Origin of the sequence: Aquimarina sp. AU58 (assembly GCF_900312745.1) — a bacterium.
Classification (GTDB): domain Bacteria; phylum Bacteroidota; class Bacteroidia; order Flavobacteriales; family Flavobacteriaceae; genus Aquimarina; species Aquimarina spinulae.
In genome coordinates, this window is record NZ_OMPD01000004.1 from 24,075 (window position 1) to 45,178 (window position 21,104).

General features: G+C 31.6%; 15 protein-coding genes and 1 pseudogene. 11 read left to right on the plus strand and 5 right to left on the minus strand.

Translation table 11 applies throughout. From position 1 onward, the window contains the following. Window positions 1–400: 400 nt before the first annotated feature. Complete coding sequence (locus DK441_RS00490) at window positions 401–4,105, minus strand: metallophosphoesterase (protein ID WP_109097004.1); 3,705 nt, start codon at window positions 4,103–4,105, stop codon at window positions 401–403. A 56-nt stretch (window positions 4,106–4,161) separates the two neighbouring features. Here DK441_RS00490 and DK441_RS00495 point away from each other — a divergent pair, with 56 nt between their 5' ends. Continuing rightward, window positions 4,162–5,343: a Pycsar system effector family protein gene (locus DK441_RS00495; protein WP_109097048.1), complete on the plus strand. Its 1,182-nt coding sequence runs from the start codon at window positions 4,162–4,164 to the stop codon at window positions 5,341–5,343. An 86-nt stretch (window positions 5,344–5,429) separates the two neighbouring features. On the opposite strand, the gene DK441_RS00500 is transcribed toward DK441_RS00495, so the two are convergent. Then, window positions 5,430–7,793 (minus strand): GAF domain-containing protein, encoded by a 2,364-nt coding sequence (locus tag DK441_RS00500; protein WP_109097005.1) that lies wholly within the window; start codon window positions 7,791–7,793, stop codon window positions 5,430–5,432. Between the two features lie 376 nt (window positions 7,794–8,169). Here DK441_RS00500 and DK441_RS00505 point away from each other — a divergent pair, with 376 nt between their 5' ends. Next, the gene (locus tag DK441_RS00505; protein ID WP_109097006.1) at window positions 8,170–9,303 is read left to right on the plus strand and encodes a TlpA disulfide reductase family protein; all 1,134 of its coding nucleotides are present in this window, start codon (window positions 8,170–8,172) and stop codon (window positions 9,301–9,303) included. 52 nt (window positions 9,304–9,355) lie between these two features. On the opposite strand, the gene DK441_RS00510 is transcribed toward DK441_RS00505, so the two are convergent. After that, complete coding sequence (locus DK441_RS00510) at window positions 9,356–10,006, minus strand: rhomboid family intramembrane serine protease (RefSeq protein ID WP_025667915.1); 651 nt, start codon at window positions 10,004–10,006, stop codon at window positions 9,356–9,358. A gap of 140 nt (window positions 10,007–10,146) precedes the next feature. Between DK441_RS00510 and DK441_RS00515 the strand changes: the two genes are divergently transcribed. The 4 genes from DK441_RS00515 (at window position 10,147) to DK441_RS00530 (ending at window position 14,331) form a co-directional block, all read left to right on the plus strand. After that, window positions 10,147–11,046 carry a lysophospholipid acyltransferase family protein gene (locus tag DK441_RS00515; protein ID WP_109097007.1) on the plus strand — a complete coding sequence of 300 codons (900 nt, stop codon included), beginning with the start codon at window positions 10,147–10,149 and terminating at the stop codon, window positions 11,044–11,046. A gap of 139 nt (window positions 11,047–11,185) precedes the next feature. Continuing rightward, a complete protein-coding gene (locus DK441_RS00520; RefSeq protein ID WP_109097008.1) occupies window positions 11,186–12,085 on the plus strand; it encodes a lysophospholipid acyltransferase family protein in 900 nt (299 codons plus the stop codon). 66 nt (window positions 12,086–12,151) lie between these two features. Next, window positions 12,152–13,051: a lysophospholipid acyltransferase family protein gene (locus DK441_RS00525; protein ID WP_074410014.1), complete on the plus strand. Its 900-nt coding sequence runs from the start codon at window positions 12,152–12,154 to the stop codon at window positions 13,049–13,051. A gap of 293 nt (window positions 13,052–13,344) precedes the next feature. After that, complete coding sequence (locus DK441_RS00530; protein ID WP_160111879.1) at window positions 13,345–14,331, plus strand: hypothetical protein; 987 nt, start codon at window positions 13,345–13,347, stop codon at window positions 14,329–14,331. Window positions 14,332–14,457: 126 nt separating this feature from the next. Here DK441_RS00530 and glmM read toward each other — a convergent pair whose 3' ends face one another. Then, entirely contained in the window at window positions 14,458–15,846 is a 1,389-nt protein-coding gene (gene glmM, locus DK441_RS00535; RefSeq protein WP_109097010.1) for a phosphoglucosamine mutase, read from the minus strand. Between the two features lie 339 nt (window positions 15,847–16,185). Between glmM and DK441_RS00540 the strand changes: the two genes are divergently transcribed. The 3 genes and pseudogenes from DK441_RS00540 (at window position 16,186) to DK441_RS00550 (ending at window position 19,169) form a co-directional block, all read left to right on the plus strand. Further along, window positions 16,186–16,773, plus strand: a complete 588-nt coding sequence (locus tag DK441_RS00540; protein WP_109097011.1) for an ACP phosphodiesterase — start codon at window positions 16,186–16,188, stop codon at window positions 16,771–16,773. After that, window positions 16,770–18,484 (plus strand): annotated as a pseudogene (ggt, locus tag DK441_RS00545) (gamma-glutamyltransferase). Before DK441_RS00540 ends, ggt begins: the two are co-directional and overlap by 4 nt. A gap of 13 nt (window positions 18,485–18,497) precedes the next feature. Continuing rightward, a complete protein-coding gene (locus tag DK441_RS00550) occupies window positions 18,498–19,169 on the plus strand; it encodes a DNA alkylation repair protein (protein ID WP_109097012.1) in 672 nt (223 codons plus the stop codon). 76 nt (window positions 19,170–19,245) lie between these two features. Here DK441_RS00550 and DK441_RS00555 read toward each other — a convergent pair whose 3' ends face one another. Continuing rightward, on the minus strand, window positions 19,246–19,980 hold the full coding sequence (locus tag DK441_RS00555) for a head GIN domain-containing protein (protein WP_109097013.1): 735 nt from the start codon (window positions 19,978–19,980) through the stop codon (window positions 19,246–19,248). A gap of 411 nt (window positions 19,981–20,391) precedes the next feature. Between DK441_RS00555 and DK441_RS00560 the strand changes: the two genes are divergently transcribed. Together DK441_RS00560 and DK441_RS00565 are read left to right on the plus strand one after the other, a co-directional pair. Beyond that, window positions 20,392–20,580: a hypothetical protein gene (locus DK441_RS00560; RefSeq protein ID WP_025667924.1), complete on the plus strand. Its 189-nt coding sequence runs from the start codon at window positions 20,392–20,394 to the stop codon at window positions 20,578–20,580. Window positions 20,581–20,866: 286 nt separating this feature from the next. Then, window positions 20,867–21,097, plus strand: coding sequence for a hypothetical protein (locus DK441_RS00565; RefSeq protein ID WP_109097014.1), 231 nt, complete (start codon window positions 20,867–20,869; stop codon window positions 21,095–21,097). Window positions 21,098–21,104: the final 7 nt, after the last annotated feature.

Below are 21,104 nucleotides of genomic sequence, written 5' to 3' on the forward strand. Positions count from 1 at the left end.
AAATCGATATTATATTCAAGTTTATGATCATTTATTTATACATTGAAACAAAAAAACCGTTGTTCAACACTTTTTATGCTAATGCTATTTGTGGTAGATTCTCATTTGTCTTCACGAGAACTTTCACCTCCTTATAGAAAAGGTAATCGGAGTCATTTACAAATAGAAATAAGCAATAGTATTTACAGTAACTTTTACTTCACGAGAATGATTTTTACCTTTTAACATAAGTTTAGAATCTTGAGTTTGTGTTTCTGTGCCTACATTTGCATTTTATAAATAAAAACGTATTTTAATTAGGGCGTCCCTTCCTGTACAAATATTCATTAGGATGAGTGTATAAACTGTTTTATAGGAGGATAATTTCAAGTATAAGAAGTTTTTCAAATACTATAGAATCCTATAAACTCATCCCAAAACCAAATGTAAATCGTAGCCCATCATCACTAGAGAATACTCCTAACTGTCCCCCAATAGCATCCATAGCATTAAGCCAGATGCCTCCACCTACAGAATCATGCCACTGATCAGAATCTTCGCCATCTAACCACACTCTACCAATATCATAACCACCAAAGACTCCTAATTGCAACGGCAATAAACCTGTTTTAAATTTATTAAAACTATATCTTAAATCTCCATTAAATGCTAGTGCGCTTTCACCAGTAAAACGTTCTTCTCTATATCCTCTCAACCCTTTTGTACCTCCCAGATTGGCACCCTGGTAAAACTCAAAACCATCACCAAGATTGATTTCTGCAATTACATCAGTTTTAAGCACTAACCTTCGGTCTTGAGTAATTGAATTATAAAAACCTAGTCTTGGGTAAATATATCCATATGTTCTATTCGAATCTTCTACATTCGTTCTAACACCTGTTTGTAATTTAAACAACATTCCTCTGGTAGGGTTAACATCATTATCGTAGCTTTCGAATTTATACATTAAGTCCAGATTCGTAAAATACTTTCTTTCGAAGAAAACAGGATCTATAGTTACAAAATCCAAGCCCGACGTAATAAATCGATCTTGAGTATCTTGAACCTCTATACCTTCAAATGCTGCTTTAACCGAAAACTCACTACCATAGCGATCTCTTTTAGAAACTCCTAACCCAAATGACCAAATTCCTAGCTTTACTCTGTTAAAATCTAAATCCAGTTCATCATCCAGGTTAATGGTATTGTTACCGAATCCAAAAAAGTTTTGCGCAAAATTCTCACTTGTATACACTGCATCAATAAGGAAATTCCAGTTTCCTAATGCATTTACAAATTCTCCCGAGTATGATAAATCATAACCTTCTGTTTGAAAGTAATATGCTGCCCTAAATCTATGTTTACTATGGTATGGATTATTTTTAAATCCATTTATTGTATATACGTCTGTTACATTAATGTTAAGTCCATCATCGGGATTAAAGCCAATAAAAGGCGTTATCGTATTCGTTTTACCTACATACTTATTGTAATCATATACATTATAGTCATAGATATTACTTAGTATAAATTTTGCTCCACCTTTTTTCTCTATAGTATTAGGTTTTGATTTATGATCATAGATTTTTACTTTTCTTCCATTCTCTATTGCATACGTATCATTATTCTGGCCACCAACAATTCGAATTCTTATCAGGTTACTTCCTTTTCCTTTTACAACAAATCGATCGTCATCATCCAATCCATAAATCCAAATTTCTTTAGTTTCTTTAGCAGTAAAACTTCTACTACTATATGGTTTTTGCTTTTTATCTCCTTTTATTCTTGAAATCTGTATCGTTGTTTTTCCTTCTTCTCTAAGTATCTCAAAAAGATCATCTTTATCTGTTCCTGTAATAATGACGTGTTTTGAAAGATATGTATAGTAACGATTAGCGATATCTTCAATATTATCTCTTCTGAGTTTAAGATCTCTTTTTATTTTTTCTATTGTCTCATCCTGAAGGTTATTTGGAAGGTTTGTAAATGCTTTTTCAATAGCAGTATCAGAAAGGTTTTCTTTAATATATCTTGCTTGTTCTATCCAGATTTCTTTTCCTGAGTTCTGTGTTAATGTTCTATCTAATGGTAGTCCTGATTGGTTAATCCACCTCACTTTTTTAAGTTCTCCATCGTATACCTGAAACTTACGAACTAACGGAACCACAAATTTTACGACATCCATAAGTATTCCATCATAATTAGAAAACACCTGATCTCTATCTCTTGGAATAGGTCTGTACTCTTTACCATTTTTAGTATCAAAACGAGCCCATCTCCATTGATCAGAATGGCGGTCCCAATCTCCTAAGATCATATCAAAAAGTCTGGTTCTTATATAGTGTTCTTCGTCCATTTGATATTTTTCGTCTTTCCTTAGTCTACTTAACAAATCATCTGTACTTTCGATATCATCAGGTTTTCCAAAAGTAACCTCGTCTTTATACTCTTTCCCTGGTCGTTCTTCTAAAAAATATATTTCATCACCAAAACTTTCATTGTATTTACCCAATGCAGGATGTTTTGGAATATAATACAACTTAGGATTTGCATGATATACTCCTATTGCATCAGCCAATGTACCAACAGCCAAAAACGCATAAGGATAGCTAGATGTATAAAAATCCGAAAGGAGGTCTTCTGTAAACGTGTCATCAAATCCATCTTCGAGATATGTATATTTAAATACTCCTTTCTGTAAAAACTGTGTAACACTTTTACGCATTGCTCTAAGGCTATAGCGCTTTCCGTCTTTATCGATAAGGCGTAGCGATCTTGTTACTTGCCCTCCTCCTTGTCTATCAATTGTAAAACCTCCCATTAATGTGTCTAAAGTAGCTACAGGAACTTTTATATCAGTTCCGTACACATATCGATAGTGATCACCCCACATCGATTGATACAATTTTGATTTTTTTACTTCATCTTTAGTATAAATTGAAGCCGAAACTTCTGGTTCAAAAGAATTCTTAACACCGCTAAAATCAAATTCTTTTTCTTTTTGATGAACTATAGTTTGATGTACCAATTTTGGGTTTCCGTTATTATTTCCAAAAAAACGAACATTAGAAGAACCATCTTTGTATACATCTAATATTGCAAAGCCCTGCCCCGGGTATGCAAACAATCCATCTTTCCCTAAAGAAACCGATGAAACTTTGGATCCAGAACCTGATACAATTTGTTTTAACCCATTACTATCGATATACTGCAAAGAGTGTTCATGCCCCGAAACAAAAACTACCTTATCCAAATCCCTTGTCATTGTAGATAGTCTTCTCATTAATTTATTATAATGAACATTAGATAAATCCTGCGTAGAAATTCCTCCCTGAGACCGTATCTGAGCAGCTAATGAACCCAAAATTGGAAGAGGTATTTTCTTTTTTGAAGGAAAAATATGTTTATCAAAGCTATATTTCCCTCCATGTATACCATTCGTAAACATGGGGTGATGCATCGCAACAAGGATAGTTTTCTTACTGTGTTTTTTTAATTCACCCTCTACCTCAAGAAAGAATTTTTCACGAGTTTTAATTTCACAATTGTCATTGATTGTAGGATTCTTATCCCAATTCGCCAAATACCACTGTGTATCTAAAATCAACAAATGTACTTTATCGCTAATTTCTACGCTTTCGACAGGACACCCTTTTGCAGGCAAAAAAGCTTTTTTATTGTCCATTTTTTTTGTTACATACCGCTCTTGCCGACGTAAACCTTCTACCCCATTAGCATACCAATCATGATTTCCCGGAATAAAAATAACATCTCCATCAAAACCCTTAGTTGCTTCAATTTGAGCATCTATCCTATGTTCTCCCAGAGCTCTTTCGGAGGACTCTTTTTCAGGCATTCCTTTTTGATAAATATTATCTCCTAAAAAAATAAGATAATCGTCTTTTGTTTTTGCAGTATCTAATACTTTTTTAAGAATCGAAAGTCCTTCTGTACTCTCTTTCATTTTGGCATTTCCAGCATCTCCCACTAGATAAAATGTCTTTTCTATAGCACTATTGGGTAATGTTTGAGTAAAATTTTCGACTTTATATTGAGGAGCGTATGTTGCGCATGAACTGAGTAATAAAGCAACACAAATAATTAGAATCTTATTATATTTATTCATTGTTTGAAGTACAATCTCTTTTTTTTAATTATTTTGGTTATCGAAAAATTAAAAGTATGTCTTCTCTACTAGAAAAAACAGATCATTTCGTTTCGGAACTTTTTGAAAAAGAGCTTCCTAACTCTTGCATCTACCATAATTACGATCATACCAAAAGAGTATTTAAAAGTACAAAAGAAATTATTGATAATACTAATTTATCTGATGAAGATAAAGAAGTTTTATTGCTTACTGCTTTGTTGCATGACACCGGATACTCTAAAAGTTCTAAAAATCATGAAGAATATAGCGTAGAGATAGCCAAAGATTTTTTAGGTCAACAAAATGTTTCTCAAGAGGTTATAAATCAAGTTTCGGAACAGATTATGGCGACCAAAATGGAACATGTTCCTACTAATCTTATGGAAGAAATTATACGGGATGCCGATGCTTCTCATTTTGCAAAAGACTATTATGGAGAAACAAGCGAACTGTTAAGGTGTGAATTTAAACTTAATGCCATTAAAGATTTAACTCCTTCTGATTGGCTAAAGGCTAATATTGACCTATTTAAAAATAAACATCAGTATTATACCGAGTATGCTATCTCTCATTGGAAACCAAAAAAAGAAGAAAATCTTACCAAAATGTTGGAAGAACAAGCAAAACTAAAAAAGGAAAAGAAACAGGAAAAAGAAAAATTAAAAAAATTACTGAGAGAAGAAAACCCCGAAAAAGGAATACAAACTTTATTTAGAGTTACCTTAAGGAATCATATGAAACTAAGTGATATTGCTGATACAAAAGCCAATATATTACTTTCTGTAAATGCTATTATTATATCTCTTGCGTTATCAAATCTTATACCTAAGCTAGATAACCCTTCTAATCAATATCTGATATATCCAACTTTGATATTTATCATATTTTGTATCGCTTCTATAGTATTATCTGTATTGGCAACACGCCCTAATATAACAAGTGGGGAGTTTACTCGTAAAGAAATAGAAGAGAAGAAAGTTAACTTATTATTTTTCGGAAATTTTCATAAAATGCCATTAGATGAATATAAATCAGCAATGACAGATCTAATGAATGATAAAGAATATATCTATGATACGATGATAAAAGATCTTTACTTTTTAGGTAAAGTTTTGCATAAAAAATACAAAATCTTAAGGGTTACATATACCGTTTTTATGATAGGGATTATAACCTCTGTTATTTCATTTATTTTTGCCTTTAACTCACTACAATAAGATAATTTGGCAGGTGGGTATACTATACTTTTATAACATATGCTAATGCCATAAAAAGATAATCATCAGGAATAACGCTTCCTGATTTAATTAATTTCTTTCATCAAATCTTCATATGTATAGTATTCTTTATCTTGTTCACTCTTATGATATAGAATATTAACTCGTAGTGCTTTTAACCCAGTAACTCCCTGAAGATTATCTAATTCTACAATCTCAATTTCTTCTTCGAGGTAATTCTTAGATTGCAGGAAATTAAGATATTTGATATATTCTCTTTCATCAGAGCGTTGAGAATAGATAATCACCAATTTACCTTTTTCTGTAACTCGTTGATCTGTACCTTTGATTTTAGATTTATCTACACGTTTTTTTACAACTTCATACCTTGCATTATAGGTTCCATCAACATCAAATCTTTTTTCATCCATTCTAAACCTAACCGATAAAGAAGAATTGAATACCAAAACCATAGAAGCTACATCCAGTGCTATAGGTAAATCTTTTTTCATTTGATAATATGCATTTTCCATTTCGCACATTACCTGTAACTGCCATAATCTTAGGTTATACAAATACACTTTATTAAAGCTGTCTTGTTTTGTTATCGATTCTCCGATATACATATTGTGTTCTACCCCATCAGATTTGAAACGTTCAAAATAATGCGGATACATTCCTTGTGCTTCATCTTGTTTTTGGTCTAATAAAGATGCCATCTTTTTATTGATAAGCATAACAGACTCATCATATGCTTTACGATGTTTATATACTGTTTTTATAACCGTATCCAACATATCATCATATTGACCAATAAGTGCATCTAGCTCAACACTTTTTTGTTTAAGGTGCTTAAACAATGGTGCAATTTCTTTTTTAATAAAGTTTAAAATTTTCTGTTCACTATCTACTTGCAATTGTTCTGTGATAGAATTGATATATCGATTTGTTCTATATTTTAATTGCTCATAAATAGGTATAGGGTCTGATTCTATGACTTTATTAATTACTTTAGCAATTCCTTTAAGTTGTAATACCAGATCTTTTTGTATTGCTTGATTACGGGCCTCAGAAGAACCTTTTATATCAATTTGCCCATATAGTGGATATACATTATCAAAAACGACTTCTCTAAATGATACAGGGTTCTCATCCACCATGGCTCGCATAAATCGTTTCGCTTCTTGTTTAAATTTCCAATGTACACTAGGGTGAATCGAAGTACATTCTTGCTGGATAATCAACTCTAACTCATTCTCTGTTTTGGATTTAGAACGTAGAACAGAATCTACCAAATATGGCATAACATCCTGTAATTTATTAGCATTAATACTATTCAATTCATGAACATTAGGCGATACGATTTCTAAAATACCTAGTAATTTATTACCGCTTTTTATAGGAGCAAGTATTGCACTATTAATGCCTTGAGCTATCAGATTTTTATACATGATCTGATCTTTAGCTAATTTTTGATATTTTTTCACATCAGAAATAGCAAAATATGTAAACTCTTCAAAAAGATAATGATATGTTCCATCACATAGAGCAGATTCACAACAATCAGAATATTTATCGTACAAAATATAACTATCTATATCCTTAAAAGGTACTCTTTCTAATACTTCTTCTTCTGGATTATAGCTAGAAAATCCGACTTTAATTTCGTGTAAATTGAATATTGCTCTAAAAATTTGTTGAAAACTACCAACAAAATCACCCTGTGTTTTATCATATTTAATAAGGCTGGTTTTGAAGTCAGACAACGAAACATCTGTTGTAACATCAAACATATTTGCAATAACCACACCTTTAAAAAGCCAACTATGTGGTGGGAATTTTTCCTTCCAGATATCTACATTGTCAAAATTATCTAGTAATTCTGCCACATCCTCATCTGTAATATCTTTGGCTCTATCTGTTTTTATAATATCTATAAAGTCTCCGTTATACATGATTCTGTAATGCCTCATTATCCCCATAGCATCAGGAATATCATAAAAGAAAGGCCTTCTAAAATCAATATTATATCCATAATAAATACTCAAAACCATACTACATCCCATAATGTAATAATGATTCTGATCAAAATTTTTAATCTGAGGTTCAAAATCTTTACCTGCAGTGGCTATTATATTTTGATAACGTTGAGATGATTTTAATACTGTATTATGAAAAGGTATTGTAGCAATCTTTATTTCATTTTGCTGTAGAATTTGTGCAAAAGAATCTTCTAATATCAAATCAATCTGAGGTAACAATTCATTTATTCTCGTTTCCTCCTTTATCCCTTCTTCTAATTCAGGATATTCTTTTGCAATTTCTAAAACTCGTGAAGCTCTGTCCTTAACAAGTTCATTACCATTTTTGAACAATTCTCTATACTGTTCAAAAAACTTTGAAAAACTAATCGATATGTCTAATGGAAAATCTTGCTCTAAACCCCTCATGTCTGCTCTTTTCTGGTCGTTTACAAAAATAACACAAACCAAATTGTATCACTAGATATTAACAATTAATTAGATTATTATTCTGAAAATATAATATATCTATGGTACTACTATACTTGACGAATGCAATTGAAAAAATTGGACATAAAATCCATTAAAATTGAATTCTGCCATCTTTTTATTAAAAATTCGTAGGTATCTGCTATTTATGTTAGACTAAAAACCTATGGATTTGTTACATAAAAGATACGTTTTTTCTTTTGATTTTGTAGAACACCTAAATAGAGCTTTTAACAATTCTTTTTTTCTACAACGTTAATTTTTGGAGTATATACTTTGGATTCTTTATTTTTACGATCAAATAATCCAAATTATTATGAAAAGAATTGCTTTGTTTGTTACAGTTCTCCTACTTGTCGCTTGTCAAAAAGATCAAAAAGGATATACTATTACTGCCAATACTGCTGGTTTTGAAGATGGAACAGTAGTGTATATTAATTCTATTAGTCAATCTAACAGACCTATTATTATTGACTCTGTAAGCATACAACAGGATAAGTTTCAAATCACTTTACCTCCTCCGGAAAATAATGATTTCAATTATTTAACTTTTAAAGACATAAGAGGTAATGTATTGTTTATGGCAGAGAACAACCCTATAGAAATGACCATCTACAAAGATAGTTTACGTTCTTCTGTGATCAAAGGAGGTTCTGAAAATGAGTTGTTCTTTTCCTATATTAATACTATTAAAAAATATGGTGAAGAGAAATTAAATCTAAATAATCAATATCAGATTTCTTCAAAATTGGGTGAAACCGATAAAGTAGTCAAGATAGCTCTCGAAAGACAAGAATTGATTGAAAAAGAAAAGCAATTTAGAAAAGACATTACAGATAATACGAATTCATTAGTATCTATTATAGCTATCACAGAGCTCTTAAACCTTAAGATGTTAACCGCACAAGAAGCTAAATTGAAATTTGATCAAATTGATGACACCCTAAAACCAACAAGGTTAGGTAAAAACTTAAATATGCTTATCAATAATGCAGTAGCTGTTTCTAAGCAAAAGAGAATAGACATAGGCGTTACTGCCGAAGATTTTTCTGCTCCAACTCCAGAAGGCAAGATGCTATCTCTTAAAGAATCTATGGGTAAAATTACTATTATCGATTTTTGGGCTTCTTGGTGCAAACCTTGTAGAATAGAAAATCCAAATGTTGTAAAAGTATATAACAAATACCACGATAAAGGACTTAATATTATAGGAGTATCTTTAGACAAAAAACAAGAAGCCTGGACCAAAGCAATTGCAGATGATAACTTAGAATGGAATCATGTTTCTAATTTACAATTTTGGCAAGAACCAATTGCCAGAGCCTATGGTGTAAGATCCATACCTGCCACTTTTATCATCGATGAAAAAGGAAATGTAATTGCCAAGAACCTTAGAGGGCCCGCATTAGAAAAGAAAATCTCAGAATTACTAGAACAAAAGTCTCTTTAATTCAACATATAGAATATAAATAAAAAACGACCTCTTGTGGGTCGTTTATTTGTTATAGTTTTCCTAGTCTTTGCAAAATAAAAAGAATTATAATAGGAACTGCTAATAGACCTATCATAAATAAATTTTCCTGAAATAACCAGGGAGCCAATATTAAAGTTATTACATACCCTCCAACAGCTCCTCCAAAATGTGCATCATGGCCTATATTTCCTATTTGGTTTTTCATCCCAAAAATAGAATATACTAAATACCCTATACCAAAAATATATGCAGGAATAGGAATTGGAATAAACATCAAGTATAAACTCATATCTGGTCTAAATAATATGCCCGCATATATAACTCCAGAAACTGCACCACTTGCTCCTACGGCACTGTAATGATATTCGTCTTTATGAAAAAACAAGGAAAACAAATTCCCCATTAATAAACTACCAAAATACACTATCAAAAACTTAACATTACCAAAAAAGCTAACAACGACAGGTGCAAAAAAATAGAGTGTAAACATATTAAAGAACAAATGCATCATATCTACATGCAAAAAACCCGAAGTTAGCATTCTTAACTGTTCTCCTCTTCTTATCCCTCCTATATTAAACTTATATTTCTCAAAAAACGAAAAGTCATTAAATCCTTTTAATGACATCAATATATTAGCCCCAATAATTATAATTATAACTATGTCAAGTGTCCCCATACAACTGTAATTTTATCCAAATATACTATATATTTTAACCTCAAAAAATCTAACTAAATTATCCTTTTCTTATTAGCAAAAGTTTATGATAAAAAAAAACGAATAATTTTATATTTGTGTCCCTAATTTAATTTTATCGAATGCAATTATTTGTATATCGTTTAGTCTATCCAATGTTGTGGGTAATATCTAAATTACCCTGGCGATTATTATATTTTTTATCCAGTACTGTTTATATTTTAGTGTATCGCATTATTGGCTATAGAAAAAAGGTAGTTACAAAAATCCTAACATTAGCTTTTCCCGAAAAACCTATAGATGAAATTTATAAAATTCGTAAAAAATTTTACAAACATATGTGCGATATGTTTATGGAAATGATAAAAAGTCTTTCTATTTCTAAAGAAGAAATGACCAAAAGATTTACAATACTTGACTCTCATACTTTTAAAGAAGTACAATCTCATCAAAAAAGTATTATTGTATTAATGGGGCATTATGCTAGTTATGAGTGGGCAATTGCTGCTCAATTCGCAATGGATTTTCCTATAGTTGGTGTATACAAAAAAATTAAAAACAAACATTTTGATCAATTAGCACATCGTATAAGAGGTAGATTTAATACAAGGCTTATAAGACATCGTAAGGTGATTAAAGAGATTACCCGAGATAAAGTAAACGGCAAATTATGCGCCTATGGTTTATTATCTGATCAATCTCCCAAATTGAAAAATGCATTATACTGGACCGATTTTATGAACATTAAAGTTCCTGTTATTGCAGGAGGGGAAGTACTAGCAAAAAGGTTAGATATGCCTGTAATGTACCTAAAAGTAGAGAAAATAAAACGTGGCTATTATCAGGCAAAATTCATAAAAATTACCGATGATCCAAAAAAGTGTGAAGACCATTTTATTACAAAAACCTACCTCTCTTTATTAGAGAACCAAATCAAAGAAAATCCTGAATATTATCTTTGGACTCATAGACGATGGAAGCATCGAAATACGAAAATTCCTAAAGGTGCAATAGTCGATTAGATCAAAGATAGTATGTACTCTAATGATCTTACCATTTCGTTTTTATAGCACCATATTTTCATTTTTAGTATTTTTTAATGCCCAAATCTCTAGATTTAACAAAATACCATTATTTTCGTAAATTAAACCCCGCCTTTTTATGCAATTAATTATCTATAAATTAGTCTACCCTTTTTTATGGTTTATTTCAAAACTACCATGGAGACTTTTTTATGCATTTTCTACATGCATTTTTTTCCTGGTATATTATATTTTTCGATACCGAAGAAAAACTGTAACTCAAAATCTGGAGTTAGTTTTCCCAAACAAAACTTTTCGAGAAATCAAAAAAATACGAAAAGAGTTTTACCAGCATATGTGTGATATGTTTCTCGAAATGATTAAATCGATATCCATTTCAAATGAAGAAATGAAAGAACGATTTAAGGTTACAAATATTGAAAAACTACACGAATTAGAAGCTAAGAAAGAAAATATCATGATACTTATGGCCCATTATGCTAGTTATGAGTGGGCAAATGTAATTGATATACAAACAAATTTTCAGGCAGTTGGAGTATATAAGAAAATAGGAAATAAATACTTCGATCGATTAGTACATCGAATTAGAGCCCGATTTGGCTCGAGAGTAATAGGTACTAAAGATGCTATGAAAGTAATTACAGAAGATCAATCTAAAGAAGGATTATATATGTATGGACTAATTTCTGATCAATCTCCAAAATTATATAAAGCAACCTTTTGGACTGACTTTATGAGCATTAAAGTTCCTGTTTTTTTAGGAGCAGAAGTATTGTCGAAACGATTAGGGTTAAACACATACTATTTACAAGTTGAAAAAATAAAAAGAGGATACTATCAAGCTACTTTTGTTACACTAACAGAAGACTCGAAAAACTGTGAAGACTATTCTATTGTAAAAAGCTACCTTAGATTACTGGAAAATCAAATTTATAATAAACCACAGTATTACCTATGGTCTCACAAACGATGGAAACACCGCAATGCGCCTATTCCTGAAGGTGCCACTGTAGATTAAAACCTGGATTCATCTACATACTGCCAAATAAGCTTACCTTTATGCGTTTTTAACTACACTACATTTATGCAATTAATTATATATTACTTAGTTTATCCTATAATATTAGGTATCTCTAAACTACCCTGGCGATTATTTTATGCGTTTTCTACCTGTGCTTATATTTTGGTATACTATGTTATTAGGTACAGAAGAAAAACAGTAACAGGGAACTTACAACTGGTTTTCCCAGAAAAATCTAAAAAAGAAATCCGGGATATTAGTAAATCATTTTATAAACATATGTGTGATATGTTTTTAGAAATGACAAAATCACTTTCAATTTCTAGAGAAGAATTAATAAAACGATATAAAGTTGTAAATCTGGATGAGTTTCATGAGTTTGAAAGGAAAAATAAAAGTATAATTACATTAATGGGGCATTATGGTAGTTTCGAATGGTCTAATGCAGTCGATCTTGTTTCTTTAAACCCATGTGTAGGAATCTATAAACAAATAGAAAACAAATATTTTGATCGTCTTGCACATCGTATCCGAGGTCGTTTTGATTCCCGACTTATTCCTAGTCATAAGGTTGCAAGACAAATTATAAAAGATAAAAAGGAAGGTACTGTATGCGGATACGGTATGATCTCTGATCAATCTCCAAAAATTTACAACGCAAAATATTGGACAGATTTTATGGGAGTCAAAGTGCCCATATTTTTAGGAGGCGAGTTCTTAGCACAACGACTTGATGTTATTGTATTATATCTTCATGTAGAAAAAGTAAAACGAGGGCACTATGAAGTAAGATTTATCCCTATCTCTGAAAACAGTAAAGAAGAAGAACCATATTTCATCATAAAAAAATACCTTCAATTACTTGAGAATCAAATTCGTGAAAAACCTCAATATTACTTATGGACTCACAAACGCTGGAAACATAGGAATTCACAAATTCCTGAGGGAGCCATAGTCGATTAAACTATGTATCAAATTTGTTATGGCGTATAGTTTGATCAAATATATTTTATCACCCTGGCAGGACTACATTTTTTTACCAAATTTAATGTCTTTTTAGAATTTATTAGATGTTATGTTTGGCATATGAAGTAATTAAATTTCATGGTTTTCAGGGGTTTATTACATAAACATATCCTATATCTTCGTTTTAAAATATGTATATCACTAATATACCTATCTACTAATAAGAACTTTACCCTAAAGTTTCTTCCTAATTAGGTTTTAAAAATGATATCGTTAAAAAAATAAAAGTGTTGAATACAATTAAAAAAAACTGGAGTATTGGTTTATTAAGTATTATTATTAATATAATAAGCTGTTGCGCAGTTTTGTGGATTATACTTCTATTTACCGGTCAAAAAGAGAATCTGGATATTGGTAAAGCCATACAAATGCTGGTTATACGAATACTTCCACTAGCCACTGGTATTGCTTTTTCTGCAAAACTCATTCTCTCTTTTTTAAACAACAAAAAAATAATTCTTGTCATCATTTTCATCATCACTATTAGTGTTCTTTTGGCAATTGTTTGGGGGTATATCGCTTTTTTATCTACTCTCCTATTTGCTATCGGATACGGTGTATATAACTCGACTGTTCTCCCTGGCATGATAATTATATACTTTATAGCTATCCTCTTGCAATTTAGCTTTTTACATCTATTTTTATCACAAAATAATGAGCGTACAAATAATGGGGTTTTGGGACTTGTCCTTTTACCTGTTTATACAATAGGTTTTACTGCTATTTCTATATTCATAACATTTGGTATTACCATGTATCCTTTACTATTTCATAAAGAAACATATCTTATTCCCCAAAATTTTCAAGGGTGTATTAGAGTAGTATATAACTTTGAATGCGGTGAAGAGGCACAGAAAAAAAATGGAAGAAGTATCATACATGTACCTGATAATGGGCTTATACTTCTTAAAAACGACCTAAAACGCCCCAAAAACCTTCTTGTTACTATATGGGAACAACAATTAGATCAAAAATTCTATATCGTTGATAGCAAAGGAAATAAAGAAAAACTACGTCATAAAGAACGATATTCACAAGATACTTCGAAAGGAGTTAGAATAACTGGTATAAACGAAAGAGGAGAACCTGGTGACAGCAATTTTGTAATATTCAAAAGGTTTTATGTCTATAATGGCTCAAGTATTAAAAATGAACTTGACTGCTCTACTGTAGAAGATAATCTATTTAATGAGCTCGAAAAATGCCAGAGTAATTAAAGAATATTATTCAACCATAATTTTATCTAAAATAAGATATCTATATCAACTCAAGATAGAAATAGATACCTTATTATATATTCTTTCAACGAAAAGATCCAAGTAAATAAAACGTTTGGCTAAATTTTACATTCCAGCTATTTCTTTTAAAGTAATGATCGTATCTTCTGCCAATGAATCTGCCTTTTCCTGGCTCAAGGCTTCGGTGTAAATACGAATGATAGGCTCTGTATTACTTTTACGTAAATGTACCCAACAATCTGCAAAATCTACTTTTACGCCATCAACAGTAGAGACTTCTTCTGAAACATATTTTGAATGAAATCCTTTTAAAATAGCATCAACATCTAAATCTGGAGTTAGCTGAATTTTATTTTTACTCATAAAATAAGAAGGGTAACTATCTCGTAACTCGCTTACACTGCATTTCTTTTCTGCCAGGTGTGTAAGGAATAAGGCTACTCCTACCAACGAATCTCTTCCGTAATGTGATTCTGGATATATAATCCCTCCATTACCTTCGCCACCGATAACTGCATTATTTGCTTTCATCAACTCTACTACATTAACCTCGCCTACAGCACTTGCTTCGTAGTTCCCATTATGTTTTTGTGTTACATCTCTTAACGCTCTACTTGATGATAAATTAGAAACAGTATTGCCACCAGTTTTTCCTAATACAAAATCGGCACAGGCAACTAATGTATATTCTTCTCCAAACATTTCTCCATTCTCACTCATAAAAGCAAGACGATCTACATCAGGATCGACGGTGATTCCCATATCTGCCTTCTCCTTAACTACTAATTCTGACAAATCTGTTAAATGTTCTTTTAATGGTTCTGGGTTATGAGGGAAGTGCCCATTAGGCTCACAATATAATTCAATAGTCTCTACTCCCATTTTCTTAAGTAACCCCGGTATGGCAATACCTCCTGTAGAATTAACAGCATCTACAACAACTTTGAAACCAGATTTACTCACCAATTCTACATCTACCAGAGATAGATTTAGCACTTCTTCAATATGTTTATCGATATAGGTATCATTTACCGTGATACTTCCCAAATCATCAACCTCTGCAAAAACATATTCATCATTTTCTGCTATATCCAAAATCTTTTTACCATTCTCTGCATTCAAAAATTCTCCTTTATGGTTCAGTAATTTTAATGCATTCCACTGTTTCGGATTGTGACTAGCTGTAAGAATTATTCCTCCATCTGCTTTTTCTAAAGGAACAGCAATCTCTACGGTAGGTGTCGTAGAAAGGTCTAAATCAATAACATGAATCCCCAATCCAACCAAACTGTTCATTACCAATTGTTGAATCATAGGTCCAGAAATTCTGGCATCACGACCAACAACTACAATTGGATGATCTTTATTAGTTTCATTTTTTAGCCAACTTCCATAAGCCGAAGCAAATTTTACCGCATCTACCGGAGTAAGATTATCACCAACTGTTCCTCCAATTGTTCCTCTAATCCCTGAAATTGATTTTATTAATGTCATATATTTTGATTGATTTTTCTATTTCGAACAAATGTACAAGATATGACAAACAGCAACAATTTAATAGGTTATAATTTTATAAACACAATCAGTTTTTTACAAAAATTAATGAATCTTTAAATCTTTACTTGCAATTTCTTTATTACACGATAAATGCAAAACAATAATTGTAAAAGAAAGGATAAACATGGTGCATTTCAGCATCTAAGTTTTTAGGGATATCATCAAAAGTAATTTATTTTAACCACTAGCCTTTATTTTTTTACAAGTGATACTTTTTGTCATACAAACAACTATAATTAATAGATATTAGTATTTAAAAAATCGTATTTTAACCCAATGAATTTTCTAGCCCACATATATCTTTCTGGTGAAGACCAAGAACTTAAAATAGGTAATTTTATCGCAGACTCTGTCAAAGGAAAAAAGCAATTACTACAATATTCAAACCGTATTCAGCAAGGTATTACCTTGCATCGTAAAATTGATTCATATACCGATACTCATGCCATTGTAAGAAAAAGTGTATCTAGGTTATTTCCAAAATACAGGCATTACAGTACTGTAATCGTAGATGTTCTTTATGATCATTTTTTGGCAGCTAATTGGAAAGAATACTCCAATATTCCTCTTGAAACGTATGTAGCAGAGTTTTATGATTTATTGTATAAATATCATGAAGTTTTACCTAAACAGATTCAAAATTTTATGCCCTATATGATTAAAGACAACTGGCTTCTTAGCTATGCCACCATTCCAGGAATAGGTACAATATTATATCAAATGAATCAGAGAACAAAAAATAGATCTAAGATGAATTTTGCAGTTATCGAACTCGAACAATATTATGTTGATTTTGATAAAGAATTTCGTTCTTTTTTTGAAGAATTAGAACTTTACACTAAAAATGAAATAAGAATATTATGAACATAAGATCCAATAGGTATTTATTTTATATCACTTTACTTGTCTTAAATTTTTCATGTAAAAATAATACAGAAGTAAAGCAAGAGGTCAAACCAGTTGTTGGTCTCGTTACTCAAAAAGCTATGGTTGTTTCTGCCCGGGAGGAGGCTTCAAAAATTGGAGCAGACATCATGAAAAAAGGAGGAAATGCTTTTGATGCTATGGTTGGTACAGCTATGGCTTTAGCAGTTACATACCCTGTAGCAGGAAACTTGGGAGGTGGTGGATTTATGGTATACCGAAAAGCTAATGGTGAAACTGGTGCTTTGGATTATAGAGAAAAAGGACCTCTGGCTTCTACCAAAGATATGTATCTGGATGATAAAGGAGAATTTATCGCTAAAAAAAGTCAACTCGGAGCTATGGCTGTTGGTGTTCCCGGAACTATTGCCGGTATTTTTGAAGTGCATAAAAAATTTGGATCCTTACCCATTGAAGACATACTTACTCCTGTGGTACAATTGGCAAAAAGAGGTTTTGTGATTACCGAAAAACAAGAAAGACGCTTTGTACATTATAAAGATTTATTCTATGAGGCTAATGAAGATACAATTCCTATTCTTAGAGGTTATAAAGCCAATGATACCTTAAAAAACAAAAACTAGCTGAAACACTAGAGAGGATCATTAAAAATGGAGCTGCCGAGTTGTATGAAGGCGAATCTGGTCAAAAACTGGTTAATTTCATCCAATCCAGAGGTGGTATCATCACTATGGATGATTTGGGAAAATACAAAGCAAAATGGCGTAAACCTGTACAGTTTAGGTATAAAAACCTCAATATAACTTCTATGTCTCCACCTTCGAGTGGCGGTATATGTCTTGCTCAGATTATGAAGATGATAGAACCTTATGATCTAAGCAGCTATGGCCATAATTCTCTTAAAAGTATACAGGTAATTACAGAAGCAGAACGAAGGGCTTATGCAGATCGTAGTTTTTATTTAGGTGATCCTGATTTTGTAAAAATTCCTATCGATACATTGATTAATGAATCCTACCTTTCTAATCGCATGCTAGATTTTAGTTTTGACAAGGCTACATTATCTTCAGATATTAATCGTGGTAGCATTCCAGGATATGAAAGTGACGAAACCACCCACTATTCTATTGTAGATCAATTCGGAAATGCTATTTCGGTAACAACGACACTTAACGGAGCTTATGGTTCTAAATTATATGTTCCAGAATTAGGTTTCTTTCTAAATAATGAGATGGATGATTTTAGCGCCAAACCTGGTGTACCAAATATGTTTGGATTAACAGGCGCAGAAGCCAATGCCATAGCTCCCGAAAAAAGAATGTTAAGCTCTATGACTCCTACAATTGTAGAGAAAGATGGAAAATTTTGGATGTCTGTTGGTACTCCTGGAGGATCTACCATTATTACTTCGGTACTGCAGACTATTTTAAATGTGAAAGAATTTGGAATGACCATGCAAGATGCAGTTAATGCTCCCAGGTTTCATCATCAATGGTTACCCGATATCGTAGTATTTGAGCCAGAATCATTTAATCATATCTTATTAGATAGCCTACGGCAAAAAGGATATCAAATTAATGAAGAAGATTCTAAAATTATTGGCAAGGTTGATGGTATTCTTGTTCTCCCAGATGGAAGACTCGAAGGCGGGGCAGATAAAAGAGGTGATGATACTGCAGTAGGGTTTTAATCTATATAAAAACATGGATTTCACAACCTCTCTAATGTCTATACTCCAAGGCTATGCTAATGCTCAAGAAGCAATACGAATGGAAGCCTATATGAAAAATCGTTTTTCTTATTATGGCATAAAAGCTCCTATAAGAAAATCGCTTCTAAAAGATGCTATTCTTCAATATACACCTACTCTCACTCATGATAATGTGATTAGTATTGCAAATGTACTCTATAAAAAACCTCAACGAGAACTACATTATTGCGCTATGGAACTGGTCGATCGACTCTTAAAAAAGAAATATAATATAGGTGACATTGATTTTATAGAACAACTGATTACTACTAATTCCTGGTGGGATTCGGTTGATTTTATAGCAAAACATATTTTGGGTAAATATTTATTGCAATTCCCAAATCAAATACATCCAGTAATTGAAAAATTTTCTAGTTCTCATAAGATGTGGCTTAACCGAAGTGCCATTTTATTTCAATTAGGATATAAAGATAAAACGGATTATCAATTATTATGTCGTCTTTGTGAGCAACATAAATCTTCTAATGAATTCTTTATAAAGAAAGCTATCGGTTGGGCTTTGCGAGAATACTCAAAAATAAATCCAGATGCTGTAGTAAACTTTATAACCAACACTAAACTAAAACCTTTATCTGAAAAAGAAGGGTTAAAAAGAATTCGTTAATAATACCTGCCCAGAGCCCTTATATTAGGGCTCTATGTGACAGATAAAGAATAGTAACACTTAAATTATTCTGTATTTAATCTACCTTTTTTATTTTACCCATCCCGCGATGGTCTAATTTTGTTGTCTTAGCTTTTCCTTTATAATAAACACTACCAATACCAGAAGAAGTTATGCTTATTTCTTGTTGTGCATTTACTTCTACTTTTCCGATACCAGAGTTATTAATCTCTAATTTCTGAGCAACCAAATCAAAAGCTCTTAAAGCTCCTGTTCCATTATTATCAAGAATTACCTCTGTAACCTTTCCTTTCAAAGTAAAATTACCTACCATAGAAATTTCACCATCTAGTTTCTCACAATCTAATTCTAAAGATGCGTTTCCTACTCCAGATGCCTCAACATCAAGTGTGTTTAAGGAAAGTTTAGAGGAAGTTTTAACATTCCCTACTCCCTTTACCTTTAACTTTGCTATATCTTTTAGCGTCACATAAACATTCATTTTGGTTTTTCTTTTCACGTTTATTCCTTTTTTCCAGCCTAAAACCAGTGCATTCCCTTTGTTTTTAACAATTACAGCTTCTTGCAGGTTCTCATCAGTTTCTACTTTTACAGATTCATTTTGTCCCTGAGTAAGGTATACATTATAAACCCCGTTTACGATGATTTCATTAAAAGGTGATATTGTTCTCTTCTGGGTAACAACATTACCATTACCCTTCATTTTTTTTTGTGCCATCACTGGGGTAATAGTAAGCAAAGCTATTACTATACATAGCAGCATTGTAATATTACTGTTTTGTGTTTTCATTTTAGATATGTTTTAAATGTTTTTTGATGATTTTATTTATAATCAAAAGACAAAACTATTCTCATATTGTTACAGTTAGCAGAGTACAAAATTCAAAAAACAGAAAAAGCAACTAAAAATAGTTGCACAATTGGAAGGTATTAAAGTAATAAAACATCTCTATCAAAAACGGATACATTTCAAGCTCATTTTTTAACGAAATAAATCATCCCTAATTATTAAATATTCGTCACTTACAATATGATACTCATCACTAATTACAAGTCATCTATCACTAAAACCTACATTGCATTTTATAATCTAAAAAAGGAAACTAAATTGCCTTACATACACAAAAAATTATACTCTAGACAGAAGTTACGGGTGTCTTTAAACCATCGTAAATTTATTAATCAAATTATTTATTTTATCATGTTAAAAAAAATTTCGAATCTTGGAAAATCTTTAAACAAAACTGAGCAAAAAAAGATTTCTGGAGGGGGGCCTCCAAAAGGTGAATGCCCAAAAGGTGGTTATCATTGGAATCCTCATAAAAGGTGTTGTTGGTCATATGCATATAACTGCTGTGCTGGTTCTCCAGAATGTCCAACTCCATATTAGAATTCTAATGATAAAGGCCTATGGTCATATATAGAAAAACAAAAAATGCGTAGCTTTTGGCTACGCATTCTTAAATATACTATCTCTAAACAAAATCATCAAGGCATTAGAAATAAAATTCTATCTCTTCAAGAATCGAGACGTCTTGAATTTTAACATTACATCGGAGGCAGAATCTAGGGAAATCTTATTCATTATACTTATACTAATAAGTTAGAAAGAATCCAAATTCCTGAGATCTATAAATTATTCAGAAATTTTTAATCACTATAAAATTCACACAATAATGAAAAAATATATTATAACATTTGTTATCGTATCAACTATCATATCCATCTTTCAATCCTGTACCACAGACGATAAAGTACTTACAAAAGAAAAAATTGACACTTACCCTTTTACTTCTTCTCTTAAGGCCGGAGACATTAATAATCCAAAGGATACTGTTATAATAATAACAGACGAAGAAGATGAAGAAGAGATTGTAGTCGTAACAGATGAAGCTGATATGGATTAATATATTT